The sequence below is a fragment of the Synechococcus sp. WH 7805 genome (genome assembly GCF_000153285.1).
In the GTDB taxonomy this organism is placed as follows: Bacteria; Cyanobacteriota; Cyanobacteriia; order PCC-6307; family Cyanobiaceae; genus Synechococcus_C.
In genome coordinates, this window is sequence record NZ_CH724168.1 from 381,544 (window position 1) to 406,955 (window position 25,412).

Below are 25,412 nucleotides of genomic sequence, written 5' to 3' on the forward strand. Positions count from 1 at the left end.
TTGCCTGCTCACGTCTTGGTTGGTGTTGTTCGGTTATTCAGTTTGATCTTTTTGGCGATAGAGCTCTTTCAGCATCTGATAGGCCTCATTCAAGCGACGCATCGCTTCGGTCGATCCACCTGAGTCAGGATGCACCTCCACAGCTTTGCGTTTATAGGCATCGCGGATCGTGCGCAAGGTCAACGAGTGCCCGGCCTGGGTTGGCAGTTCAAGTTGCCGTAGTGCGCCATGCAACGTCATGGTGGATTCAAGAGTCTCAAAGGAGGTGACCTTTCGGCTGCGTTTGAACCGGTTCACAAACCGACGAATCAACGTTGGGATCCGATCAGTCACCGTTGCTGTGGCAAACGGATCTTCCAACACCGCTGCTGCAACGATCACCTGTTCAAATCGTGGTGTCTGCACAGGCCAGCTTCCACAGATCTGATCCATTGAATGCTTCACCTGAGACCAGGTGAAGGTTCGTCCCTCGCTGCCATCAATCTGCGGCCAGATATCCCTGGCCATCCAAAGCATCACAGCTTCCATCACGGTTTCACCTGGTGATGAGCCGTAAAGGTTCATCCAGTGCTGGAGTGCTGCATCACACCAAGCTTTGATCTGGATTTCGCTGATCGATGGCACCAGTGGGGCATCGACAGGAGTGTCTGTGACATCCAGGCTGGATCGAATCGCGGCTGTCCGTTTTCTGACAAACCCTGGAAGATCGATCCCACTTGCGTTGGATCCTGCAGTGCGTCGCGACGGTGATGGTTCGACGTCGATGTCATCATCACGCTCCTCTGTGGATCTGTTGCGCTGGGAACCAACCAGCACAATGGCTCTGTCTTCGTCGTAGACAGGGTCGCTGCTCTCCGAGTTGATGACCTTGCTCGTGATTGAGTCCCCATCGGACTGGGGTTCAGCCGAGGTGGTCTCACTTTCGGATTCAAAAATCTCCTCCAGCAATCGCTCCAGGCAGGCCCCCCTTGATCGGGCATGCCACTCCTTTCGCAGCTGATCGAGCCGGTCAACAAGATGTTGAGGGAGTTCGAGGCTGATCCGTTTACTTGGCATATCTACGAAACGATCTGGCCCTCAGGCCTGGAAGCCTATCGACCCTGGAGACGACGCAGCCATTCCTGCTGGGCTTTGATCGCTTCGCGATAACGCTGTTCCAGGGTGCTGTTGACGCGTTGGGGCATGATCATCGCCGGTGGCATCGGATTGAGTCCTCCACGAGGCGCAATGATGAGCGGGGGTGGCGGTGGCGGCGTGAACGTGTTGGGCTTCTGAGTGTTTTGCTTTGAGGCAGTTTTGGGTTCCGGTGTCGTCGTTGGTGTCGGTTTCGGTTTTGCTGTGATTGTCGGTGGTGGTGTCGCAGGACGAATCTTGCGCTCTTTGGCAGCAGCCTGGGCCTTGCGAGCTGCTTCCTGCGTTTCTTCCCGTTGTCTGAGCATGGCGAGCTGGGTATCAGGAACGACGCTCAGCAGGTGCCCAGGGGTTGCATCCGCTGGATACACAACACTCACTGTGACTTTGTTTAGAGACTTGCGTTTGAGATTGAGTTTGGCAATGGAAAGGCTCTGTCCTGAGCGCATTCCAACGTGAACTTCTTGATACCCCTCGTCAGTTTTGATGCCGATCGACCCTCGAAACGCAGTGAATGGTGGACGCCCTGATGCCACAGGATGGCTGAGGACTAAATCGTGCGTCCCTTCACCAGAAAGATTCAAATCGATATCGAATCTAACGCCGTATGTACCGACATTATTCACTGCAGAATCCACCATTTTGGTGGTTAATGGATTGACTTGAATGTCACGAGTTCCAAAGTGATGCTTTCGGGTACTTGTGAACGGAACATGCAAAGGTCCTTGATCAAGGTCGTGTCTGATGGATGCCTTGTATTCATCACCTAGAGCGACGCCAGCAACACGAGAAAAGACTGTTCCTGCTTGAATCTCCCTCAGGCGATTGAGATAAATACGTCCGGGAGCGAGGCGTCCACGATTGAGAACTGCAATCAATTCATTCTCATCTTTCGTTTCTTCTGCTGCGACTACAGCCATCTGGAAGGGTCCATCGCTTTTTCCGTGAAGCAGTCCGTTCATGATTCCCCGAGCAGGGAGAACGCTGCTCACAATCACCTTCTTGCTGTTTGGTGGAATCACCACTGATTCGGGAAGTCGGCGATCGAGCTCACCTCGGAGAATCTGCACGGCCGTTGCATCACCTGGGCCTGTGTTCCAGGGCCTTCGACCCAGAGGCTTTACCCCCATCAGATTATTGGCTTGATAAGGGGCTTCAAAACTGTTTTTGACTGAACCCTGCTGAAAGCGAAGCGTAATCGGTGTTGATCCAGGATTGATGGCTATTGCGGCCACAGTTAGAAGTCCTCTGGCCCTACGTCCTCCCAACTTGTTGGAGTCTTCCGGGTAGTACTTATGGTGCATATGCAGGCCAAATTCACCATTGAACGTATAAGTCGCGTTCTGGAGCGGCCGATTCGTTTCTGCAGCTATGGCTTGTCCAGGTGCTGTATTGACCAGAATTCCCGGTCCCTTAACAATCTCGGGCTGGTTGGAATGCAGAACCGGAACATTATTGAACGTTCCATTCAATGGTCTGGCTCGCTGGCCTGCCATCAGCGGCACAAACGCCTGAACGGGGCGTATTTCAACAGCCGCGCCAATCCCAACCGAGACGCCAATTAGGACCAGTTGTGGAATTCGGTGAGACACGCGAGACTGGATCCTCGGGAAGGTCGCCCGCAAGGGCTCAAGCTCCAAACTTAAGCCTCAGATCTAAAACCGCCAAGTCGCCTACGACCCCGCGACTCGGATTTTCTCTCGGCAGGATGGTGTCACCAGCAGTTCATCCATGTTCCCTCCTTTTGATTGCATGCCCTGTGCCGATGCTGAGTGGCAGCACAAGCAGAAATCTCGGAAGTTGCGCATGCTCCGCTTCTGGCGCGATGGTCTTGAGCGCCAGCTTGCAGCGGTTTCTGCTGCCATTTCAACACTTGAACAGCAGATCGAACGCGATCAGTCGGCCCAAAGCTGAGGCTCGAGCTTCAACCGAAGCCTCGAAAGCCCGCGCTTGACGCGCCGCTGCATGGTCATTGCGCTAACCCCTGCCACTCTCCCCGCGGCTCTGAGGCTTCTGCCATCGAGGACAACTTCCTGGATGGCCGATCGTTCAGGGCTACGCAACGACTTCAAAGCCTCTTGAATCAGTCTTGAGCGTTCCATCTGATCGATCTCCTCGATGGTTTCGCTTTTGGTGTCTGCAACGGTCTCATCGCCGCAGTAAACCCTTCGCAGCAAGAGTCCATGGCACTGTTTTCCAGACTCGTTCATCTCCTTGTCTGACTGCAGGCGTCTTGGGAAGCGCACGACGGATGCGTTGTCTCTCAGGTAATGGAGGATGGCTCCACGGATATGCGGTCTGGCGAATGCTTTGAACGGTGTACAGCGTTCCGTGTTGAAGTTCTCCGCCGCTCGGAGCAGACCCATGAGTCCTACTTGTCTCAGATCGTCGGCATCGATTCCGCAACGTTGGGCGTAGTGCCTAGCGATCGGAGTCACCAGCTGCAAATGGTCTTTCACCCTTTGATTTCGCTGGGTTGTTTGTTTCTGCATGGACTGGTTTCGTGATCCCCTGTCTTGGCAGGGACTCATCTCATCCAGTCCTCATTCAGGACTTGCCGTCATCCGTGGCATCACTGATCGCGCTCACAACCTCTTGGAGCAGGCCTTCACCACCGTTGTGCTCTAACCAGCTCAAGTCCGAGTTCTCAGTGGCCAGTAGGTAGCCGGCGAAACCGAGAGCGTTCAGGCTGAATCCTGATGCACGCTCCTGCTTGCGCCGAATCAAGGCCAACCAATCTGGTGTGAGCAGAAGGTTGTAGGGAGCGAGTGGAGGTCGCTCTGCATCGGCATCTCCAAGGGCCAACCTCATGGCGAGGGTGCGGTAAAGGGTATGCAAGGCACGGGCCTCCTGCTCTGGGTCTGAGCAGCTCGGACGCTTCACCAAGGCGCAACTATCGATCAGCGGGTCGCTACTTTCTGATGGCCGTTTTGTGTCACCTCCTTCGAGGATGCGGCGAAACCAGCTCTCGCGCGGGCAAGCTGTTTCGCTGCTTTGGCGTCGCAGCAACTGCAGATGGCGGTGCGGTTGGCTTGCTCCAGCCTTCGGCCCACTGTTGAAGAACCACAATCCGCTTGTGTCACGGTCAACCTCCACAAGCGCAGTCCAATCGGGTTGGGTCAGCCAATGCACCTGCGGCGCCCATTGCCTAGTGATCAGGAGCATGTGCCCAGTCTGAACAGGGTATTTGTTGAGGATCAGCACATGATCTGTCCCGATCACATCAATTTCGAGTTCTCGATCCCATGGGCTGAATGGATTCGGTTTGGGTCCCTCTGGTCGATGGTGTCTCGGAAGCTGCGCATTGAGTCGACGCAGTTCGAATCGTTCGCCACCAGGGCCTGGACATTGCAGTCGGGAGGTTGTTAGAGGAATCAGAGCTCCACTCTCCAGCGCCTTGCTGGATTGACTCAGCGCTGATGTCCAGAAACGTTCATTTCTCATCCGTTCTGATCCTCGCCAGTGATGCTCCGACGTAGTACTTGCCGAGGATTTCGTTGTACTGCAAGCCCTCCTCTGCCAGTCTCTGTGCACCATGCTGGCTCATGCTGGCGCCCAGGTGGCCATGGGCTTCTGCTGAGATTTCACGGGTTGCTGCATACAGGGATTCGACAAGCCCCCCCTCAAAGCTGAGCACGATCCCCCTGGTCTCAGTCGTGGCCTGGCGAGTGGATGCTGTCTTACTGGTCAGGCCTGCGTAGGCCTGCCAACGCGTTGTATCCCCCAGATTCCAGTCGGCTGTTGCTGGACGGATCACATGCACAAGGGCATAGGAGCGTGCAGCCACTGCCTGCGCCTTCAGCGCCTCACTGTTCCAGTGCGAGGGCATTTCGGCACCAACCACTGAGGCAACGTAACGCTCAAGACTGATCTGATTGATTGCAGTCCATCCCTTTCCACGGTTCAAAAGATGGATGGTTCCCTCATAGGACCTGTCATTCACTCCAACGCGTCCGCGATCGCCGCCACAGCTGATAACACCTTGCCTCTGGACGGCCAACAGTTCCATCAGCGTCCCTTTTGGGATCACCTCCCCAGAAGCACGACGGCAACGAGCTCCGTTTTGAAGCGAGATGCTGCGGGGCGGCGACTGACTCAAGAGAGCAACCTTGACCTGAGGATCAGCTGACCGGCCTGCTTCAGGACTGGCCGGAACAGTGATAGCGCTCGGTTTTGAGATCTCCTTCTCATCGGAACCATCCAGCAAGCTTTGCAGCAAGGTTTCGGTGGCTGTTGGGTCCGGCAGTGAGGAGCGGCTTGCAAACACCCACCAGAGAACCAGTGCAAGGACACTGGTGAAGGTGGCCAGTAACAGTGAAGGAGAGAACTTCATATCCGCGATAGCGGCGGCTGAATCATGCCTGAATCAAGCCAAAAAAGTTGGTCGGGCCGCGCCCTGATTGTGGGAGCCGGTGGCATCGGTGAAGTGCTGGCGTCCCAGCTGGCCGATCGCTGCCCCCACTTAACGGTCACGCTCTGTCGACGCCAACCGAAAGATGCATCGGACTGGCCTCTTGACCTGGAGAATTCCGAGAGCCTCTCCTGGCTCACCCAAACGCTCTCGAATGACCACTCCCCCCTGCGACTGGTCTTCAACGCCACTGGTCGCCTGCACGGTCCCTCTCTGCAGCCTGAGAAACGTCTTCAGCATGTCCAGCCAGACGCACTGATCGAATCCTTCAAAATCAACGCAGCCGCTCCATTGCTTCTGGCTAAGGCCATTGAGCCGTCGCTGCGCCGCAACCAACCGTTTCATTACGCAAGTCTCAGTGCCAGGGTCGGAAGCATCGGCGACAACCGCAGTGGTGGTTGGTACGCCTATCGCGCCGCCAAGGCTGCCCAGAACATGATGCTTCGGACACTCAGCGTGGAGTGGGCTCGCCGCTTTCCCGAAGCCACGGTGACGTTGCTGCATCCAGGAACAACCGATACAGCTTTATCGAAACCCTTTCAGAGCTTCGTCCCGGCGGAGAAGCTCTTCAGTCCGAAGCGGGCAGCGGGTCACCTATTGGATGTCTTGCTCCAGCAGACCCCTGCGCAATCCGGTGCATTTCTGGCCTGGGATGGTCAGTCCATCCCCTGGTGAGCGTGTTCACGGAGGGTTTCAAGCGGGATCACTGCCAGAGATCCCTGTTCGGTCGCTTCAAGGCGCACAGGGGGTGCCATGCCGTCCTCCATGGCTTGTTTCCAGCGTGGTGCGCAGACACACCAGTGATCGCCAGGTTTGAGCCCTGGAAACCCGTAGGCGGGCATCGGAGTGCTCAGATCATTTCCCTGCGCTTTGCTGTAGCTGAGAAAGCTTTCCGTCATCACACAACACACGGTGTGCTGTCCGTGGTCTGAGGGATCGGTCTTGCAATGACCATCGCGGAACCATCCAGTTAAAGGTTCACAACTGCAGAGCTCGAGCACTGATCCAAGAACGTTGAGATCCGTTCTCTGATCTTCGATTTGAGCATTGCTAAGGCTGGTCATTTGGGCCCCTCAAGCCCCTCAATTCTGACGAAGGAGTGCCACATTGCGCGACCAAGTGGTTGACGGATCCCGGGGGCGAGGCGTTAAAGGTCATTCAGTTATGCCTCCTCGATGGATTGGGAGTTCACTGAAGACGCGGCGTTCCTCGCCCTCTGCGATGCCTTTCGCGAAAGTGGGGAATCGTCTGCGATTGAATTTTTGGCCAATGGTGAGGGTGCCTTTCACTTTCAAGACCTTGCCCAGAACGCTGCAGGTGAAGGAATTGATCTGAGTGAGTCGAATGCTCTCGATGCCTTTCAGCAGGAAGTGATCGACACCATGGAAAAGCTCTGCCAAGACTGAACGGCAGAGCCACGCTGTCGGTTCGGGTCAGCCGAAGAAGAAGGCAATCTCCTTGGCCTTCAGACCCTCCCAGCCCGCTTCGAGCAAGCGCTTGTTGAGCGTGTCCTGGTCGAAGTGCTTGGCACCTGTCCGGACGACGCGATTGCGCATGGACTTCCGAACACCGCTGCGCTTGCGTTGACCTTCGAGGGTCATGACCTCGCGGTAGAGCGAGAGCATTGCATCAGGCAGAGGGGATCCATCGAGATCAACCCCTGCATCTATGGCCTTGTCGATGGCGTCAGGCCCGCTGAGATCCATGGTCTGAAGGAAAAGGGCCGCTGCAGTCTGCAGCAACCCGCAGCCTCAGGCGCTGAAATACCTGGCAACACTATGGAGCGCCACGAGAGCCGTGGTGCTCTGCTCGGGATGGAGTTGATCGCTCTCGTCCATGCTCAGGCCGATTCGTTCAGCACCAAGCCAGAGCAATTGTTGGCGGGAATCGGCCACATTCGGGCAGGCGGGATAGCCGAAGGAATAGCGGCTGCCGCGGTAGCGCTGAGCCAACACATCCCTGAGAGGCATGCCATCGGGATCTGCGAAACCACATTCCCGACGGATCCGGGCATGGGTCCACTCCGCCAAAGCCTCAGCCATCTGAACAGCCAGTCCATGGAAGAACAGATAGTCGCTGTAGGAATCTGCTTCAAAAAGCTTCTGAGCGAAGACGGAGGCCTTTTCGCCCATGGTGACGGCCTGCATTGGCAACACATCAGTGGGGTGCCCACTGGAGAGATCGCGATAAAAATCTGCAATGCAGTAGCGATTGCCGCTGCGCTGCCGAGGAAGCGCAAATCGCCCTAGTTCATCGTTTGAATCGGGATCAAAGACAGCAACGGCATTGCCGTCACGGCCACACGGGAAGTAGCCGTAGGCCACAGCTGGTTGCAACAGATCCTCATTCAGCGATCGCTCCAGCCAGGTCTGCAGGATTGGCTCAGCTTTTGCTTTCAGATCTGCTTCGTAGTCTTCCCTCGACTGATCCTTGGCTTTACGCATTTGCCATTGGCCGGCAAACAGCGCTTGACGATCGAGATAGGCAATGACTTCCCTCAAAGGGATCTGTTCAGCACCCTGCAGCACCTTGGAGCCAAGAAATTCAGGACGCAAAGGAGGTTCTTCAGGAACGACATCCGAACGTTCATCTGTTACTGACAGTGCGGCTGCTTCTTCACTGGCTGATGCAGGGCCTCCTTCATTTGAACTCTCCTCGGATGATGGTTCGTTCTCACCTCCGAGGCTGATCCCCTCGGGTGTGCCGTTGAGGAATCCCTTGAGATTGTCCCAGTGCCCCTGCTTGCGCGCATCCACGAAGGCATCCATAAAACGAAGATCAGTGAATGCATCACGCCCGTAAATCACTTTTCCGTTGTAAACATCGCTGCAGTCCTTATTGACAAACCGTGGCGTGAGGGCAGCACCCCCTAAAACCACAGGGACGTCAATCCCAGCATCATTGAAGGCCTGCAAATTATCCTTCATGAAAGCAGTAGATTTCACAAGAAGACCACTCATTGCGATGCAGTCAGCTCCATGCTTCTGTTGAGCTGAAATAATCGCGCCAACATCTTGCTTGATTCCTAAGTTGATGACCTCATAACCGTTATTCGTAAGAATGATGTCAACAAGATTTTTGCCGATGTCGTGAACATCTCCTTTGACTGTGGCGATTAAGAATTTCGCTTTAGCGCTGCGCTTGCCTTCACTTTTTTCCATGTGAGGCTCGAGGAAAGCAACAGCAGCTTTCATCGTTTCAGCAGACTGCAGTACAAATGGAAGTTGCATCTGGCCTGAGCCAAAGAGCTCTCCCACCACCTTCATGCCGTCAAGCAAGAACGTGTTCACAATGTCGAGAGGTGGGTAGGTTTGGAGCCCTTCGTTGAGCGCATCCTCGAGGCCAATCCTCTCTCCATCGATGATGTGTTGCTTGAGCCTTTCTTCAACAGGGAGATCAGCAAGTGAAGGGCCTGAGGCCCTTGCATCCTTTGCGCTGACGCCTTCGAACAACGTCGTGAGCTTGGTCAGCGGATCATAAATGCAGGCGTCGCCGTCAAAGCGACGCGTGTCATTGATCAAATCGCGGCACACCTGCTGATGATCGGCGTCAATTTTGACAAGCGGGAGAATTTTCGCTGGTGAAACGATGGCAGCGTCCATGCCCGCCTCACAGCAGTCGTGAAGAAACACTGAATTGAGGGTGATTCGGGCAGCTGGAGACAGACCGAAACTCACATTGGAGACACCGAGAACGACATGAACTCCAGGAAGTTCACTACGAATACGACGTATTGCAGCGATGGTCTCTGCACCGTTGCGACGATCCTCCTCGATTCCGGTTGAAATAGGGAGTGCAAGAGGGTCGTAAAAAATCTCTCTTGCGGGGATTCCGAATTCAACGGCATCGCGATAAGCACGCTTGGCAATGGCAACCTTCTTTTCAGCAGTTCGAGCCATTCCGTCTTCATCGATCGTACCGATTACCACACCGGCTCCATACCGCCTTGCCAGCTCGAGCACCTTGAAGAAGCGTTCATCGCCATCTTCGTAATTTGTTGAGTTGAGAATGCATTTTCCACCGGCCACCTTCAAGCCAGCTTCCATCTTCTGCCACTCGGTTGAATCGAGCATGAGTGGGAGATTCACATTGGTGACAACTCGCGTCACCAGCTCATGCATGTCTTTCTCTCCGTCCCGTCCCACGTAGTCCACATTCACATCAAGAACATGGGCGTTCTCTTTCACCTGACCACGCGCTACTGCAATGAGACCATCCCAATCTTCTTCGTTGAGGAGTTCGCGGACCTTCTTCGAACCACTCGCATTCAGTCGCTCACCGATGATCAGAAAGGAGTTGTCCTGGAAATAGGGTGTTGCTCCGTAGATCGATGACGCCGCCGGTTCATAACGCAGTTGCTGACGTTCAAGATGACGAGTGCGCACATCGCGCTGTGCGGGTTTGAGTTCTTCCGAGATTTCAGATAGTGCCTTGATATGAGCCGGCGTTGTGCCGCAACAACCACCGATTACTTGAACCCCTAGGTCTTCCACGAAATGCATCAACTGCATCTTCAGCTCCAGGGGTGTAAGCCGGTAATGGGCCACACCACCGATGTTTTCGGGCAGCCCTGCATTGGGGATGCAACTGACCACAAAGGGTGAGTACTCCGAGAGGTATTTGATGTGTTCTTTCATCTGCTCCGGGCCCGTGGCGCAGTTCAGACCCAGAACATCAATAGGGAAGGGCTCGAGAATCGACACCACAGCTGCAATGTCGGAACCAACCAGCATGGTGCCGGTGGTCTCCATGGTCACCGACACCATCAGGGGGCGGCGTTGGCCGCTGGCATGGAAGGCCGCTTCCACCCCCTGCAGGGCCGCTTTGATCTGCAAAACGTCCTGACAGGTTTCAATGATGAACAGATCCACATCACCGGCGAGCAATCCTGCGGCTTGTTCCTTGAACGAGTCACGCAGCGTGTCGAAGTCGATGTGCCCCAAGGTCGGCAGCTTTGTTGTCGGTCCCATCGAACCGGCCACGAACCTGGGCTTTCTCTCGCTGCTGTATTGATCCGCCATCTCACGCGCCAGCTCCGCGGCACGGCGATTCAGCTCAAAGGCTTGATTCTCCAGTCCGTATTCCGCGAGAACCACCGAGGCGGCCCCGAACGTGTCTGTCTCGATCACGTCGCATCCTGCGTCGAGGAACAGACGGTGAACGGCCTGCACCGCATCTGGACGAGTAATCACAAGATTCTCATTGCACCCTTCAAGGGCTTCCCCCCCGAAGTCGTCGGCGGTTAGGTCCATCTGCTGCAGCGATGTCCCAGTCGCACCGTCAAACACCAGAACAGGTTTGGAGGGATCGTGAAGACGCTGTAGGAAGCGGGAGGTTGCAGTACCGGGTTTGCTCTGAACTGCCTGCATCTCACCAAAACCGTTGAGATCATCCTAAGAACCGCAGCGCGCTTCCTCGGTCAGCCCCCGTTCCTGCCACTGAGAGAAACGGTCAGGAATCCAGCTCGATGCGTGTCACCCAGTGACGGAATTCCTCATCCCGGCCTTCGGTGATGGCGATCAGCCGTTGACGCAAGGCATCCATGACGGGACGTTGATTGGAGAGAACCGTGGATTCCAACTGACGGATCGGCGTGATCTTGGCAGCCGTTCCGGTCAGGAACACTTCATCAGCGATAAAGAGCTCTGTCTTGTCGACCGGTCGCTCGATCACGTTCAGTCCCATCGATTTCGCCAGTTCGATCACGCTGGCGCGGGTGATCCCCTCAAGGATGTCCTGATCCACTCCAGGTGTGATCAGATCGCCATCCCTGACGATGAACAGATTCATCCCGCTGGCTTCACTCACCTTGCCACGGGTGTTCATCAGCAGTGCTTCGTCGAATCCGCTGCTCACGGCCTCCGTCTTGGCGAGTGAGCTGGTGATGTAGGCACCGCTGATTTTTCCCCTCAGTGGCAGGGACCGGTCTTCCTGCCGTGTCCAGCTGCTGATCCTGCAGCTCACACCCTCTGGTGACAGATAGTCGCCGAGTTCGAGGCCATAGATCAGGAAATCGGTCTCGATGTCGTGAAGCCTGGGAGCGATCCCGAGATCGCTGGTGTAAACGAAGGGTCGTAGATAAATCGGTGTTGCGGGTCGATTGGCTCTCAACATCGTCACCAGTGCATCCATCACCGTGGCCTCACTCAGATCCGCCAGCAGGAGACGGGCGCTTTGAGACAGCCGACGTGCATGCCGTTCTGGTCGGAACAGCAGCATGCCTCCGGGCTTGGAGGGATCTGGAATCGCTCGCATCCCTCCGAAAGCTCCAGTCCCGTAGTGCAGAGCATGGGTCGCCACCGAGACCTTGGCTTCCTCGAACGGAACGCAGCGTCCCTGGAACCAGGCATAGGGAAGGAACTGATGCATCGATGACGATCCGATGATCAGATCTTCTCACTTGCGCGCACCGGGGAGTCGATCACTCGGGACAATGGGCTGATGCATCGTTTAACCAGTCTCCCCGGAGGCGATACCGACGATCCGGTTGCTTATGTCGAGCAGCCGAGCGCTGAAGTGCTTTTTCTCAGCAGTGCCAGTACGGATCTGTCTGCTCTGGCAGGATTTTTGGAGGGTTCTCCCTCGAAGGAATGGGATGGCCGGATTCGTGCACTCCCGCTCGATGCCCTGAACCATCCTGCACAGATCGATCACTACCTCTCAAATTGCACATCGCTCACACGCCTGATCGTTGTGCGCCTCCTCGGAGGACGGGGGCATTGGTCCTACGGATTGGACCAGTGCTCTCTCTGGGAATCCGCCAGAACTGAGCGGAGACTTCTCGTTCTTGCTGGAACCGCCGATCAGGATCGCGAGCTTCACAGCCTCGGATCACTTCCTGAAGGTTTCTGCGACGCCATGGCTCTTCTGCTCCGAGAGGGTGGAGCAGACAATCTGGACATCTGGCTGTCGGGTCTCCGTTGGATTCTCGAGAGCGATCCCGACCGATCGGGATCCCAGGCACCACCGTTGCTCACGGCAGTTCCCACTCCTGATCCTGATCCCTATGACTGGCAGGAGGAGTCGGGCACACGGGTCGGCGTGCTCCTCTACAGAGCGCATCGCCAGTCTGGTGATCTGCTCTGGTGCGATGCACTGCTGAACGTTCTTCGCCAGCGCGGACTCTCTCCCCGAGCTCTCTGGGTGAGCAGCCTCCGTGACGCCGCTGTGCAGGAGGCCGTCCAACGGATGTTCAGCCATCAGCAGGTTGCCCTGGTGATCACCACGACATCCTTCGCATCGGTTCAGTTTTCGGAAGCTGGTCTGGGCGCTCCGCTCTGGGACGGTCTCGATTGTCCAGTCCTTCAGCTCCTGAGTTCATCGCGTCCACGCAGTTCCTGGTTGTCGTCGTTTCAGGGTCTTGATCCCATCGATCTCTCTCTGCAGGTTGTTCTTCCTGAACTGGATGGGCGGATCACGACAAGAATCGGCGCTTTCCGTGAAGTGCTCAAAGCCGACGATCGGCTTTGCACGGCCGTGAAGCGACTCGAACCCGACAGCGCAGGGATCAACTGGATCGCTGACCATGCCCTCGCCTGGGTCGATCTTCAGACGACCGGTGCAAGTGAACGGCGCCTGACGCTCCTTTTGGCCAACTATCCAGTCCGCAATGGACGTTTGGCGAACGGTGTGGGGCTCGATACCCCAGCCAGTTGCCTGAACATCCTTCGCTGGCTGCAGGACGAGGGATTCGATCTTGGACGTCAGCCCTTGCCCCAGGATTCCGATGCTCTGATGGCGATGATTCTTGCCGGGCGGACCAACGATCCGGAGAGTCATCTCAGGCCTCCCCTGACCCACCTCCCGCTCGAGACCTATCTGAGCTGGTGGTCAACGCTTCCGCAATCGGCCCGTGACGTGATTGAACGCCGCTGGGGGCAGCCCCGTAGTGCTGAAGATCTCGATGCCGACGGATTCGCCATCCACGGAATCCGATTCGGAAAGGTCACCGTGCTGGTGCAACCGAGTCGTGGGTATGACCCGGAGCAGCTCAGTGATCTCCATTCACCGGATCTTCCTCCTCCCCATCGCTATTTGGCCCAATACCTCTGGTTGCGCCTTGTGGAGCGCTGTCAGCTGATGATCCATGTGGGCAAACATGGAAGTGCCGAGTGGTTACCGGGTAAGTCCGTCGGACTCAGCGCGTCGTGTGCCCCTTCCCTGGCCCTTGGTCCAATCCCCCATCTCTATCCCTTCATCGTCAACGACCCGGGTGAAGGATCCCAGGCCAAACGTCGCGGCCATGCCGTGATCATTGATCATCTGACGCCTCCGCTTGGCAGGGCTGGATTACACGGATCCCTGCTCTCTCTTGAATCACTGCTGGATGAGTACATCGAGGCGCGTCAGCTCGGCGCGTCCCGCTGCCGCGCTCTGGAACAACAACTCAGTGCACTGCTCGTTGAATTGGATTGGCCTGGTCGTCCTGAAACACTCGATGCGGTCTCCGAGTTCTCACACTGGAGCGCAACCCTTGAGCAGGTCGAAACCTATCTCTGCGAGCTGAAGGAAGCCCAGATCCGCACCGGATTGCATCGACTGGGTGAACTGCCCTCATCAACATCGCTTCTCGAACTGCTAATCGCTATTGCCCGAGCTCCTGTTGCAGACCGACCGGGTCTCACCCAATGGATTGCTCGCGAGTGCAAGCTCAGTGTTGATCCTTGGGGCGATGAGGACGGACTGCTCCTGGTTGATCACGACAGAACCGTTCTGCGTGCCCTGGGTGCGCCAGCCTGCCGTCGGGTCAGTGATGCGGTTGAGTGGTTTGAGGGGCAAGCGCAACGGCTGTTGCAACGGTTGTTGGGTCTAGAGCTCGAAGCTTCAGGCGATGCTTCGTTCGCGCTGGCTGATCCGCTGATCCGCGTTTTCGAGGGACCATCGCTTCCTGCACCGCTTGAGTTCATCAGGACGGACCTTTGGCCTCGACTTCAGCACTGTGGGACGCGGGAACGAGATGCCTTACTGGCGGGGATTTCAGGGCGACGCGTATCGAGCGGTCCGTCCGGAGCACCCACCCGGGGACGGGATGACGTGCTTCCAACAGGACGTAACTTCTACTCCGTTGATCTGCGTGGACTGCCCACGGAGGCAGCCTGGGATCTTGGTCGGCGCAGTGCCGAACAGCTGGTGGAGCTCTACGAGCTGGAGCACGGTGAACCGTTACGCCACCTTGCCTTGTCGGTGTGGGGGACAGCGACCATGCGTAATGGTGGGGAAGACATCGCCCAGATGTTCGCCTTGCTCGGCGTCCGCCCTGTCTGGGACGGCCCGACCCGACGGATGGTGGATCTCGAGCTGATACCTCTCACCTTGCTTGAACGGCCGCGGGTGGATGTGACTCTGCGCATGTCCGGTTTGTTTCGGGATGCCTTTCCCCAGCTTCTGGGCTGGGTGAATCGTGCGCTCACCCTGGTTGCTGGACTGAATGAGCCGGACTCGGAGAATCCTCTGGCTCATCTCACCCGATCGGAAGGACCACAGTCCAGGCTGTTCGGTTCAGCACCGGGAGCCTATGGAGCCGGTCTTCAGGCCCTGATCGATTCAGGTCAGTGGGAGCGGCGGTCTGACCTGGGCGAGGCTTATCTCGCCTGGAGCTCCTGGCGTTACGACGGCGATGCCGTGGGCCATGCGGACCGAATTGGTCTTGAACAGGCTCTTCGCTCGGTGCAGGTGGTGATCCACAACCAGGACAACCGTGAACACGACCTCCTGGATTCCGACGATTACTACCAGTTCCAGGGAGGTCTGGCCGCCGCTGTCGAGCAGGCCGGTGGTCAGACACCCAGCCTTCTGTTCGCAGATCACTCTCGTCGCGAACGTCTGCGCATCCATGGCCTTGAACGGGAGATCGACAAGGTTGTCCGCAGTCGTCTGCTCAACCCCCGTTGGATCGAGGGGATGCAACGGCATGGGTATAAAGGGGCCTTCGAAATGGCTGCCAGCCTCGACTATCTCTTTGCCTACGACGCCACAACAGGAGCTGTTCCCGATTGGTGCTACGCCCAAATTGCGGAACATTGGCTGCTGGATGACGACGTTCAGGCGTTTTTGCAGAGAGTGAATCCCTGGGCTCTACGGGACATGGCTGAACGGCTGCTCGAGGCATCCCATCGCAAGCTGTGGAGCAATGCAGATGATTCCCTCCTCAAAGGGATCAAAGCATTGCTTCTGGCGGCTGAACGAAGGGTCGAATGCGGTGGTGGCTTGTACGAATGACGTACTGGTCAGTTGTTGAGGTCGCGGACCATTGCACGGAACGGATCGATTGAGCCGGGCTTGCTGCTTGGAGCGGCGCCACCACGAGTCGGGACTGGTTCTTCCTGAGGCTTGAGTTCTTCCTTGCGTGCAACGGGCGCGGAATCAGGCGCACTGGGAGTATTGACTCCAGATGCCTTCAGAGCACTGCCTTTGAGCTTTTGATCCAGCTCCGTCTTGGTCATGGTCTCGGCGAACGTCTTTTTCACCGGCTTGGGAATCCCGTCCTTGATCAAACTTTCCATGGGCTTTTCAGCCTTCCGATCCCCGAGACCATCGCTGCGTTTGTCCACCTTGAGATCGAGGGCGTCCACCTCAGTGACGAGTTCTTTGCCGCCAGGGTTATCAAGCGTGCCAGGGAAGGTACGACGGATGGTCTTGGCTTCCCGCATGTAATCCCTGTTCCCAAGGGTCGAGGAACTGTCACTATCGAGGTAATAGGCCTCGGGCTTGGGTTTTGCCTGCTTGGGTCCGGTGGCCTCACGGGTCCGATCGGAATCGGAGGAACCGGAATTGAGCAGACGGTCGAAGAAACCCATACCCGAGATCAGGGACGTTGGTTGAACTTAGCGACCTCTTAGGTCAACTCCGTGGCTGTCGGTTCCACACGTACGCAAAAGGCCAAGGTTCTTCAACTGATCATCGATCTGTTCACAGACCATCGGAGTCCACTGCCACTGCGTTTGCATGTCGTAGTCGTACCAGGCTTCGCCACCATCGATTCCCAGATCGGCAGCGGCATTGATCAGGTCACGGAATCCCAGCCTGTAACGCGCTGGATGAGCCAATACGGCCAGTCCACCAGCCTCGTGAATCGCTTTAACAACGGTGTCGGCACGCAACGCTTCACCGACGGCTGCATCCCCGTGGTTATAAACCGCCAGAGCTCGATGCCTCGGCTCGAAGCCGAGGGCCAGGACGTGCACCAAGCAACCGCGCAGAGTGCAGCTGATTTCCATTCCAGTCCAGAGCGTTGGTGCTGGATGGTCCAGCTCTGTTTGGGCCTCTAGCCAACTCTGCATGGGCAGGTAGGCAGCAGAGGAATGGTGATCTGTCACTGCGAGGTGACGCAGTCCATGACTGCTCGCTTGTTGGATCAAATCCTCTGGTCGAAGACTCCCATCACTGCAGATGGTGTGACAGTGAAAATTGAGCTCGTCAGGACAGCTCAAAGGGCCGACTGTCTCTAAGACCGCGCGGAGAGGATGCTGCTCAGCTGGCATGACCAGACTCCGCAGCGATGGATTCAGCTTTCAGCCGGCGCCACCGGGCATAGAACTGAATGGAAGCAGCCATGAAGACCACCAGACCCACGATGAACCAGGTGGCTGCACTGGTTGGGAATTGTGATTTGAAGACCACAAGCATCACCACGATCACCAAAAGCAGCGTTGGCAGTTCATTCAGGGCGCGTAACTGTTTTCCGCTCCACTGACAGTGACCTGCCTGGAGTTGTCCCATCAGCCGGTAACAGAACCAGTGATAAACAAGCAAAGCGGCAACGAACGCAAGCTTGACGTGCATCCAACCCTGTTGCAGCCAGGTCGGTTGAGCCACCAGCAATCCGATCGCCATCGTGACCGCCACGATCATCCCCGGGGTTGTGATGATGTTCGCCAGTCGCTTTTCCATCAGCCCGTACTGGCTTTTGAAGGCCAAGCTCAGGTCTGGATCCATCTCATCGGCCTCCACGTGATAGATGAAGAGACGCACGAGATAGAAGAGGCCTGCAAACCAGACCACGACACCAACGATGTGAAGGGTCTTGAACCAGAGATAGGCCTCGGGAGGAAGCGTCATCGCTAGGGAAGGACTGAAAGGGACCATAAGCAGGCTTCAGGCCAGCCCGTCAAGAAACTCGGACGCGCATCGCTGGTGAGCCAGGAGAGTTTCTGGATCCATGCGATCAAGGTTCCTTGCCATCATCGCCAGTCGGTATTGCTTTCGGAAAAAGTCTTCGTGGCGCTTGATGAAACTCCAGAACAGTCCGTCCCAGACGTCACACCAGGCACCCTTCTTGTAGTCGGACATCTTGCGGACATAATTCGAGCCTGAGAGATAGGGCTTGGTGGTGAAGAGTCCTCCGTCAGCGAATTGGCTCATCCCGAAGACGTTGGGAACCATCACCCAGTCGTAGGCGTCCACAAACAGCTCCATGAACCATTGGTACACCCGTTGGGGGTGAAAGCCGCAGAGAAGCATGACGTTTCCAAGCAGCATCAACCGTTCGATGTGATGGCAGTAGCCACTGCTCAGGGCGTGGCCGATGGCGTCATCAATTGGAGGGAGTCCCGTTGTCGCGGTGTAGAAAGCATCTGGGATTGGTCTGTCCTCAAACTTCCAGAAATTGCTGTTGCGCATGGCCACACCATGCCTGCGATACATCACGGCCATGAATTCCCTCCATCCCACGATCTGACGGATGAATCCCTCCAGGGAATTGAGGGGAATGTCACCGTCCGCAGCTCGTTCCAATGTGCGATCCAGAATCTGCTGCGGCGTTAGAAGGCCGATGTTCAGCATGGGTGTGAGCACGCTGTGCCACATCACCCGATGCTGGGTGCTGATTGCATCCTCATACGCACCGAAATCCCGCAGGCGATACTCGAGAAACGTTTGCAGCCACCGATCCGCGTCCTCATGCCGAATTGGGTAGCTGAAGGCCTCCCAGCTGCCGATGAAGGGCAGCGCCTCAGACTCGAGTTCTTTGCGGGCTTGTTCGACTTCGGCACCGTTGCGGTGCGAGGGTTCAGCTGGAACGCTGATCCCTTTCGGAAGCTTCTTGCGATTGTCGGCATCGAAACTCCAATGGCCACCGAGCGGTCCTCCGTCGTCTTCTAGAAGCAAGCCCATCCGCCGGCGCTGTTGCTCGTAGAACTTGGCCATGAAGGGTTTGCGTCCGCTGGCGAAGTGCTCCTCAACCATCGACGCTGGTGTGAGGAACATCGGTGAGGCCAGGATCCGTAGCTCTCCCCCCGTGCGATCCACGAACCGACGCAGGCGCTTCTCGAGCAAATCGTCGAGCGGATCAGCAAGGTGGTAACTGACGAACCCTGATGAACGAAGAGCTTGAAGGTGATCCTCGGTTGTGCTCGCTTCGTGATGTCGGCGGTAGAAAACTGTGTAACCCCGATGTCGCAATGTCTCGGCATAGACCGTCATCGTGGCTCTGTGCAGCAGAAGACGTTGCCTATGAACCCGGATCGGCCAGTGAGGATCGGTGCCGAAAAGGAGCGGGTCTTCGATCAGGGCTACGGGACGACCTTTGGTGATCGCCGGATGGTCCGCGAACAACTGATGGGGATAAACAAGAGCGATCTCCATCGTCAGCGGCCCTCACCCGCTAAACGGCAGGCCCTGCGGCCAACGGCGGTTGCATAAGCACGGTCTACGGGTCCAGAGCTTGGGCTTAGCTGCCCTGCCAGGCAGTTCATCACCACTTTTTCCCGATGACCCTGCTGGTCATTCAGTTTCAGCACCAGTTGCCAGTGGTTCTTCGCACTGCGCGTGATGTCATCAGCGCAGACCGGCCCCGTACAGAGTCCTGGTGAGGCGTTCGCTGCTCTAGGACACCAGAGACTTGACAGCATGCCAATCAGGCAGAGGATCAACGGCAGAACGCGGATCATCAGCTGATCGACTCCGAGACTTGAACCGCACCATCCTGCTGTGTGTCCTCCTCAGGGTGAAAGAAACAGCGAATATCGCGCGCTAGAGCGAGCCCCACACCTGGGGCTTTGACGAGGGTCTCAACAGAGGCCAATTGAATGGCATCGATCGAATGAAAATGCGCAAGCAGGTCTTTCACCCGCTTCGGTCCCACTCCTGGGATATCTGATAGACGCGACCGTTTCATGCGTTCCCCACGCTGCTGACGATGAAAGCTGACGGCAAAACGGTGGGCTTCATCGCGGAGTCTGCGCAGCAGGGCAACGCCCAGCTGGTCCATATCACTTTCGAGGGGCTGAGTCTCCCCCGGTAGAAACACCTCTTCCCTTTGTTTGGCAAGAGAGCAGATGGTGAGGTCTTCGTGCAGATCAAGTTCCCGTAACGCTTCCATCACTGCCGATAACTGACCTTTTCCACCATCGATCATCACCACATCAGGCCAGTCGTTCAGTCCATCGGTCTGCAAAGCACTGCCACCTTTCTGTCGCAGTGCTCCGACATCCACACCCTCTTTCTTGGCCAGGGCCCATCGCCGGAAGCGCCTGCGCATGATCTCTGCCATGGCCATGAAATCATCGCTGTGACCAGCTCGGATGCTGCTGCTGCGAATCTTGTATTTGCGGTAATGCTGCCTGGCAGGCAGGCCATCAATAAACACAACCTGGGACGCAACGGCATCGCTCCCCTGGATATGACTGATGTCGTAGCCCTCGATTCGTCGCGGCGGTATGGGCAGCTCGAGCAGCTGGGCCAGATCCTCCGTTGCCAAAGCCTGCTGTTCTTGTCCTTGTTTGGCGCGCTGCAGTTCGTAGTCAGCATTGCGCTGAACAAGCTCAATCAGATCAGCCTTCTGGCGCTGCTTCGGACAGTGAATCTGAACCTTGCGTTCCCGTTGCTCAGAAAGCCATTCTTCAATCAGTGGCTGCTGCGGCAGCTGATGCTGAACTAGCAGTTCGGGAGGAATTTCAACGGAATCCACCTGGCTGTAGTGCTCTTCGATCACTTTCTGCAGCGTCAGTCCAGACGGTTGGTTGGATGCGTCCGCGAGATAGCCCAGGCGACCGACAAGCTTGCCAGCCCGCATCTGGAACAACTGCACTGCTGCCAAACGATCATCACCGGCCATAGCGATCACATCGCGACTCACCGAGGCGTCAGGCAGGCTCATCTTCTGATCAGCGGTTAGTTGATCCAAACCCTGCAGCTGATCCCTGATCTTTGCTGCAGATTCGTAATCCATCCGTTCCGAATAGCGCTCCATCTGCTGATGGAGCAACATCTGCAATTCATCACTGCGCCCTTGAAACACCATCGCCACCTTGCGCAGCGTCCGGTGGTAGTCCTCAGAGCTGATTTTTTCCTGACAGACCCCAGGGCAACGACCAATGCTGTAATTCAGGCAGGTCCTGTCGGCATGAAGAGGTCGGGGCCGTTGCCGCAGCGGGAACACTCGCTTCACAAGAAAGAGAGTTCGTCTGAGTAGACCCACATCCACGTAAGGGCCGTAGAAGCGATCGAGCGGGCTGCGAAAGCGGCGGCGTCGAGTGATGAAAATGCGCGGATAGGGTTCACTCCAGGTGATGCATAGGTAGGGATATTTCTTGTCGTCTTTGAGCAGCACATTGAAATGCGGCTGTTGGTTCTTGATCAAGTTCGACTCGAGAGCCAGGGCCTCGGCCTCGCTGTCGGTCACGATGAATTCAATCTCACAGATCTGACGCACCATCAGCCTGATTCGAGGGCTGAGGTCGTGTCTGCTGCGGAAATAGCTGCGTACGCGACTGCGCAAGCTCTTGGACTTCCCTACGTAGAGAAGTCGGTCCTCACCATCCCGCATCAGATAGCAGCCGGGTTCAGAGGGGATCTCCTTCAGGCGCTGTTCGAGCCGATCCGGTTGTTCGATCAGGGTAGGCATGGCTCGAATCCTAGGAATTGTGAGTGCATAGGATCCGTCCAAACCGCCATCGAGATTGGATGAAAGCGCTGTATCCAGGCAGCTTCGACCCTCTCACCCTCGGGCATCTCGATCTCATTGAGAGGGGTGCTTCTCTAGTGGATGAACTGGTCGTTGCTGTTCTGAAGAACCCTGGCAAGTCGCCAGCGTTTTCCCTTGATCAGCGTCTTGCTCAGATCAACGCTGCCACGAAGCACCTCAGCAATGTGTCCGTGACCAGTTTTGACGGGTTGACCGTGGCCTGTGCCAGAGCACAGGGAACTCGCCTGATCCTGCGTGGACTCAGGGCAATGAGCGATTTCGAATACGAGCTGCAGATTGCACACACGAATCGATCGCTCGATCCGGAATTTGAAACCATATTTCTCACGACGGCAGCCCACTACAGCTTTCTCAGCAGCTCAGTCGTGAAAGAAGTGGCCCGTTTCGGTGGTGCAGTTGACCACATGGTACCCAGAGAGGTGGCGGAAGACCTCGAGAGGTTCTTTAATTCGGCTTTCATACCCCCTTCACGATGAGCGAGATCCGGCTTTCCGTACTCGACCAGCTTGATCTGCTCGAGGAGATCATGCTCGAGGGAAGTCGTATCCCCTTCAGCGGAGGGAGGCTCGTCAATGAGCAGGACGCCGTCGAGCTACTGGATGCAGTCCGTGACGCGATGCCCTCCCAGGTGTCTCAGGCCGAACAGTTGTTGCTGAAGCGCGATGAATTCATCGCCACAGCGCGTTCCCAGGCTGATGAGATCGTCTCGAATGCTCAACAACAGCGCGAACTCCTTGTTGCCCAGGCGTCCATACGACAGGAAGCTGAGCGACAGGTGAATGAGATGCGTGATCAGGTTCGTCAACAGTGCGAGCAGCTCCTGCACTCGGCTCGGGGTCAGGCTGCTCAGATGGAACAGGAGATGCAGTCGAAACAGGCTCAGCTGGAACAGCAGTACGCGTCCCGCAGGCAGCAGCTTGAGCAGGAAGCTTTACAGCGACGTCAGCAGCTTGATCAGGAAGCCACCGAATTGAAGCGTCAGCTCACGGAACAGCATGAACGGAGCCGTCAGCAGTCACTGCAGGAGCTCGATCAGATCCGTCAGGAAGGCTTGAGGATTCAGAAGGAAGCTCAGAGTGAAGCCGAACGCCTTCATCAGGATTCGCTGCAATTCCGTCAGCAGACCCAACAGCAATGCGAGTCCTTGATTCAACGGAGTCGCCAGGAGGCTGCCTCTGTTCAGGACGGTGCCAATCGTTATGCAGAACAGACTCTTGGTGAACTCGAACAGCGCCTGAAGGAGATGTCTCAGGTGGTGTTGGCTGGCCGACAGGAACTGGTGAAAATTCAAACAGGTCGGAGTGAAACCCCGACTCCTGTCAATGAAATGAATGAGTCAAAGGCTGTTCCAATCAGCCGGGCACGCCGTTCTTCAGCGCGGATGAGGCAGATGAAGGGCACGGGCTGAGTTTCAGTACAGAACGCAGAATTTGGCCGATCACCGTGTTCGGCCGAACGGAACCGTTGGAAATCATGCTCACGTAGCGTGGTCCATCAGCGGTTTGCAGAATTCCTGAAATGCTGCGAACCCCGCTGATTGTTCCGGTTTTGCCGCGAAAGCGTCCATCGATTGGAGTTCCTCTGTAGAGATTTCTGAGCGTTCCCCGGCGACCAGCAATGGCCATGGATGCTTGGTAATAAGCGGCATAGGGATGCTGATCCATACGCATCAGCAGAGCGGCAACGGTCTGGCTGGTCACCCTGTTGTTCCTGGACAGCCCGCTTCCATCAGCAACCCTCAGTCCTTGGATGGGAAGACCCTGTTCCCACATCCAGCGCTCTGTCGCTCTGGATGCAGCCTTCACGTCCCACAAGTCGGCCGCCTGACGCATCAACACCTCTGCTGTGAAGTTATGGCTCTCAGTGTTGGCGAGACTGAGCAGAGCATGCATGGGGGCTGAAGTCTCTTCATGCAGAACCACCATTTCCTCCCGATCCCCCAAATCAGAGATCTCAGCCATGCTCAGAGGTTGGACCTGCTGAATGCGCACTGCTCCGCCCCGCCGTTGCACCTCTTTCTGAAACAAACGCTGCAGTCGGTTGTAGGGATCACTGACGGCACCGCCAACAGCGTTGCTGGTGAGAGCAAGTCGCGTGATAGGTGCCCCGTAGGCATAGCCACGGTCCGCCGGATGCCAGTCACTCGGCCACCAGTTGCGACGTGGTTCCTCACGCACCATGAGATTGACAGGTCCTGACGTCACCCCTCGAGATCCACCTTGACGAAGAGCAGCGAGAGCAAAGCGCTGCAGCCCGGCAATACTGAGATCGGGATCACCCTCTCCATTCAGTTCCATAGAGCCATCCGGTCGCTGAATCAGGCGCGTCTTCAGTCGGAAATCCGGTCCGAGACGATCGAGGGCGTAGGCAGTACTGATCAGCTTCTGATTGGAAGCAGGAATACGGGCGACCGAACCATTGATATCCCCCAGTACATCCCCATCACTATTCAGAACTGTGACTGACCAGACTCTTGATTCGGAACCGAGATTGGCCTGAATAGCCGTCTGAAGCGATGGGCAGGAGCGGGGTTCCTGCAGCTCAGGGAGTGGTTGTTGTGTCTCTGGAGGAGGAGGCGAAATCAAGGGGATGATTTCAGCTCTGACCCCTTCCTGGAGTGTTCCCAGCAAGAGAAGGACAGGAATGATTGGTGTCTTCATTGCAAGTCAATCCCGCTGACGATCCCATTCAGCCGATAAAGGCGGCCATCCAGTTCGACAGGAGTGCCGACTTTGAGTTTGGTCCCTGCAACAACAACTCCTGAAGGAGTGATGGTGGCATTGCTTCGCAGGATGAATCGGGCATCGATGATGCCTTGAATCTGCTGATTGGGATCATCAGCAAAAACCACTTGACCATCGGGTTGCACAGCCACGAGTTTCCTGCGGATGTCATCCACACGGATAAGTTCAGCGCTGCCAGCTGGTTGGTTGCGAATGATCAGATTGGTGCTTCCGTTTCCAAGAGCTTCCTTGATCAGACGTTCAGGGTCTGCAGCTCTCGAATTGCGGACATCAACACTCACCAACACCGGTTTCACGGATCCTGTCGCCCTGGCAACCGTGTTGCTGAGCTTCGGGCTCCAGAGCACGCCAGCAACTGCGACCATCGCCACAAGAGCGGCAGCGGTATCAACGACCGACAGGGAGCGGAAACGATCCTTGATGCCCATGACGCTCCGAGGGAGACCGCACACTAAAAGTGTTGCGGCCAGGGATCAACCTCTCAAATCATCGATCAACCGATCGACAGCACCCAATGTCTGTTTCAATCCATCCGCTGATGGGTTGATTGCTGCGTCGATCTGCTCACGCTCAGGTCGTTGTTCAAACCGCTGAATCCATCGGTACCCATCGGGATCACAGCGGAAAAGGTCCCATTCCTTCTCTCTTTCCATCAGCAGTGCGCCCTGAGGGAGCGGCTCCAGATGGAATGCGACGGTCCAGGTGGACAAAAAACCGCGACGTCTGGAACGAGCCACACTGCCGATGCCGACGCCGGCATCTTCAAGCCGTCCGTTGACGAGCACCACGGGTTCTTTCCAGAGGTTGCAGATCGCCTCAACGGTTTCATAATCGCTGGGTTGGGCACCAACGAGCAACAGCAGTTCGCCTCGATCCGCCCAGGCAGGATCCCTCTGCAGCTGCATGAAATCAACGCAACAGTCGGCGAGATCGGTCGCGTCTCGTTTGGCTAGAGCCGCTGCGCCAGCATCGGGAAAAGCCACGAGCAGAGGACAGCCTTGTTCCCGAAGCGTTCTGGCCAAACGCAGTGCCGGACCCATGACTCTCAGACCTTCGAATCGCCAGGTCACCAACCATCGTCCTCGCCGGGCCCCACCGAGAACAGACTCCAACGCTGAAACCGTGCGCTTCTCTGCCTCGAGAAGATCAGCGGGAAGGACAGCGCTCACAGTTCACTATTGCGTCTTGGGCGGAGCGTACAGCG

At 56.6% G+C, this 25,412-nt stretch carries 24 protein-coding genes; 6 read left to right on the top strand and 18 right to left on the bottom strand.

Annotation, left to right across the window (positions count from 1 at the left end; translation table 11 throughout):
• Positions 1 to 33 precede the first annotated feature (33 nt).
• Both WH7805_RS02260 and WH7805_RS02265 read right to left on the bottom strand, forming a co-directional pair.
• Entirely contained in the window at positions 34 to 1,056 is a 1,023-nt protein-coding gene (locus tag WH7805_RS02260; protein ID WP_006041321.1) for a hypothetical protein, read from the bottom strand.
• A 35-nt stretch (positions 1,057 to 1,091) separates the two neighbouring features.
• Positions 1,092 to 2,627, bottom strand: coding sequence for a DUF3370 domain-containing protein (locus tag WH7805_RS02265; RefSeq protein ID WP_038004295.1), 1,536 nt, complete (start codon positions 2,625 to 2,627; stop codon positions 1,092 to 1,094).
• A 256-nt stretch (positions 2,628 to 2,883) separates the two neighbouring features.
• Here WH7805_RS02265 and WH7805_RS14270 point away from each other — a divergent pair, with 256 nt between their 5' ends.
• The gene (locus WH7805_RS14270) at positions 2,884 to 3,045 is read left to right on the top strand and encodes a hypothetical protein (protein ID WP_006041324.1); all 162 of its coding nucleotides are present in this window, start codon (positions 2,884 to 2,886) and stop codon (positions 3,043 to 3,045) included.
• Here the strand turns inward: WH7805_RS14270 and WH7805_RS02275 are convergent.
• The 3 genes from WH7805_RS02275 to WH7805_RS02285 form a co-directional block, all read right to left on the bottom strand.
• Entirely contained in the window at positions 3,027 to 3,569 is a 543-nt protein-coding gene (locus WH7805_RS02275) for a sigma-70 family RNA polymerase sigma factor (RefSeq protein ID WP_232198922.1), read from the bottom strand. The two genes, WH7805_RS14270 and WH7805_RS02275, sit on opposite strands and share 19 nt — an antisense overlap.
• A gap of 109 nt (positions 3,570 to 3,678) precedes the next feature.
• Positions 3,679 to 4,575 (bottom strand): DUF4922 domain-containing protein, encoded by an 897-nt coding sequence (locus tag WH7805_RS02280; RefSeq protein WP_006041326.1) that lies wholly within the window; start codon positions 4,573 to 4,575, stop codon positions 3,679 to 3,681.
• Positions 4,565 to 5,464 carry a SpoIID/LytB domain-containing protein gene (locus WH7805_RS02285; protein WP_006041327.1) on the bottom strand — a complete coding sequence of 300 codons (900 nt, stop codon included), beginning with the start codon at positions 5,462 to 5,464 and terminating at the stop codon, positions 4,565 to 4,567. The genes WH7805_RS02280 and WH7805_RS02285 overlap by 11 nt, the downstream gene beginning before the upstream one ends.
• Positions 5,465 to 5,488: 24 nt before the next feature.
• Between WH7805_RS02285 and WH7805_RS02290 the strand changes: the two genes are divergently transcribed.
• Positions 5,489 to 6,217, top strand: a complete 729-nt coding sequence (locus tag WH7805_RS02290) for an SDR family NAD(P)-dependent oxidoreductase (RefSeq protein WP_006041328.1) — start codon at positions 5,489 to 5,491, stop codon at positions 6,215 to 6,217.
• Here the strand turns inward: WH7805_RS02290 and WH7805_RS02295 are convergent.
• On the bottom strand, positions 6,199 to 6,606 hold the full coding sequence (locus WH7805_RS02295) for a DUF2237 family protein (RefSeq protein ID WP_006041329.1): 408 nt from the start codon (positions 6,604 to 6,606) through the stop codon (positions 6,199 to 6,201). The two genes, WH7805_RS02290 and WH7805_RS02295, sit on opposite strands and share 19 nt — an antisense overlap.
• 111 nt (positions 6,607 to 6,717) lie before the next feature.
• On the opposite strand from WH7805_RS02295, the gene WH7805_RS02300 reads away from it, so the two are divergent.
• Positions 6,718 to 6,948: a hypothetical protein gene (locus WH7805_RS02300; RefSeq protein ID WP_006041330.1), complete on the top strand. Its 231-nt coding sequence runs from the start codon at positions 6,718 to 6,720 to the stop codon at positions 6,946 to 6,948.
• Positions 6,949 to 6,975: 27 nt separating this feature from the next.
• On the opposite strand, the gene WH7805_RS02305 is transcribed toward WH7805_RS02300, so the two are convergent.
• From WH7805_RS02305 to WH7805_RS02315, 3 genes are all read right to left on the bottom strand, one after another.
• The gene (locus tag WH7805_RS02305; RefSeq protein WP_006041331.1) at positions 6,976 to 7,248 is read right to left on the bottom strand and encodes a DUF4090 family protein; all 273 of its coding nucleotides are present in this window, start codon (positions 7,246 to 7,248) and stop codon (positions 6,976 to 6,978) included.
• Positions 7,249 to 7,293: 45 nt separating this feature from the next.
• Positions 7,294 to 10,911 carry a methionine synthase gene (metH, locus tag WH7805_RS02310; protein WP_006041332.1) on the bottom strand — a complete coding sequence of 1,206 codons (3,618 nt, stop codon included), beginning with the start codon at positions 10,909 to 10,911 and terminating at the stop codon, positions 7,294 to 7,296.
• An 82-nt stretch (positions 10,912 to 10,993) separates the two neighbouring features.
• Positions 10,994 to 11,911 carry a branched-chain amino acid transaminase gene (locus tag WH7805_RS02315; RefSeq protein WP_006041333.1) on the bottom strand — a complete coding sequence of 306 codons (918 nt, stop codon included), beginning with the start codon at positions 11,909 to 11,911 and terminating at the stop codon, positions 10,994 to 10,996.
• Between the two features lie 72 nt (positions 11,912 to 11,983).
• Between WH7805_RS02315 and cobN the strand changes: the two genes are divergently transcribed.
• Entirely contained in the window at positions 11,984 to 15,760 is a 3,777-nt protein-coding gene (gene cobN, locus WH7805_RS02320; RefSeq protein ID WP_006041334.1) for a cobaltochelatase subunit CobN, read from the top strand.
• 8 nt (positions 15,761 to 15,768) lie between these two features.
• On the opposite strand, the gene WH7805_RS02325 is transcribed toward cobN, so the two are convergent.
• The 6 genes from WH7805_RS02325 to uvrC are packed head-to-tail and all read right to left on the bottom strand — an operon-like array spanning position 15,769 to position 21,383.
• Entirely contained in the window at positions 15,769 to 16,338 is a 570-nt protein-coding gene (locus tag WH7805_RS02325; RefSeq protein WP_006041335.1) for a hypothetical protein, read from the bottom strand.
• A 27-nt stretch (positions 16,339 to 16,365) separates the two neighbouring features.
• Positions 16,366 to 17,022, bottom strand: coding sequence for a PHP domain-containing protein (locus tag WH7805_RS02330; RefSeq protein WP_006041336.1), 657 nt, complete (start codon positions 17,020 to 17,022; stop codon positions 16,366 to 16,368).
• Positions 17,012 to 17,599: a protoporphyrinogen oxidase HemJ gene (hemJ, locus tag WH7805_RS02335; protein WP_006041337.1), complete on the bottom strand. Its 588-nt coding sequence runs from the start codon at positions 17,597 to 17,599 to the stop codon at positions 17,012 to 17,014. Before hemJ ends, WH7805_RS02330 begins: the two co-directional genes overlap by 11 nt.
• A 36-nt stretch (positions 17,600 to 17,635) precedes the next feature.
• Positions 17,636 to 19,123, bottom strand: a complete 1,488-nt coding sequence (locus WH7805_RS02340) for a cryptochrome/photolyase family protein (RefSeq protein WP_006041338.1) — start codon at positions 19,121 to 19,123, stop codon at positions 17,636 to 17,638.
• 2 nt (positions 19,124 to 19,125) lie between these two features.
• Complete coding sequence (locus tag WH7805_RS02345; RefSeq protein WP_006041339.1) at positions 19,126 to 19,428, bottom strand: hypothetical protein; 303 nt, start codon at positions 19,426 to 19,428, stop codon at positions 19,126 to 19,128.
• Positions 19,428 to 21,383, bottom strand: a complete 1,956-nt coding sequence (gene uvrC / locus WH7805_RS02350; protein ID WP_006041340.1) for an excinuclease ABC subunit UvrC — start codon at positions 21,381 to 21,383, stop codon at positions 19,428 to 19,430. The genes WH7805_RS02345 and uvrC overlap by 1 nt, the downstream gene beginning before the upstream one ends.
• 59 nt (positions 21,384 to 21,442) lie before the next feature.
• Between uvrC and coaD the strand changes: the two genes are divergently transcribed.
• A complete protein-coding gene (gene coaD, locus WH7805_RS02355) occupies positions 21,443 to 21,940 on the top strand; it encodes a pantetheine-phosphate adenylyltransferase (protein WP_006041341.1) in 498 nt (165 codons plus the stop codon).
• A complete protein-coding gene (locus WH7805_RS02360) occupies positions 21,937 to 22,872 on the top strand; it encodes a hypothetical protein (protein ID WP_006041342.1) in 936 nt (311 codons plus the stop codon). The genes coaD and WH7805_RS02360 overlap by 4 nt, the downstream gene beginning before the upstream one ends.
• Here the strand turns inward: WH7805_RS02360 and dacB are convergent.
• The 3 genes from dacB to WH7805_RS02375 are packed head-to-tail and all read right to left on the bottom strand — an operon-like array spanning position 22,817 to position 25,377.
• Entirely contained in the window at positions 22,817 to 24,124 is a 1,308-nt protein-coding gene (gene dacB / locus WH7805_RS02365; RefSeq protein ID WP_006041343.1) for a D-alanyl-D-alanine carboxypeptidase/D-alanyl-D-alanine-endopeptidase, read from the bottom strand. The genes WH7805_RS02360 and dacB overlap by 56 nt on opposite strands.
• Positions 24,121 to 24,636, bottom strand: a complete 516-nt coding sequence (locus tag WH7805_RS02370) for a DUF4330 domain-containing protein (RefSeq protein ID WP_006041344.1) — start codon at positions 24,634 to 24,636, stop codon at positions 24,121 to 24,123. The genes dacB and WH7805_RS02370 overlap by 4 nt, the downstream gene beginning before the upstream one ends.
• A 45-nt stretch (positions 24,637 to 24,681) precedes the next feature.
• Positions 24,682 to 25,377, bottom strand: coding sequence for a DUF1995 family protein (locus WH7805_RS02375; RefSeq protein ID WP_006041345.1), 696 nt, complete (start codon positions 25,375 to 25,377; stop codon positions 24,682 to 24,684).
• Between the last annotated feature and the right edge of the window lie 35 nt (positions 25,378 to 25,412).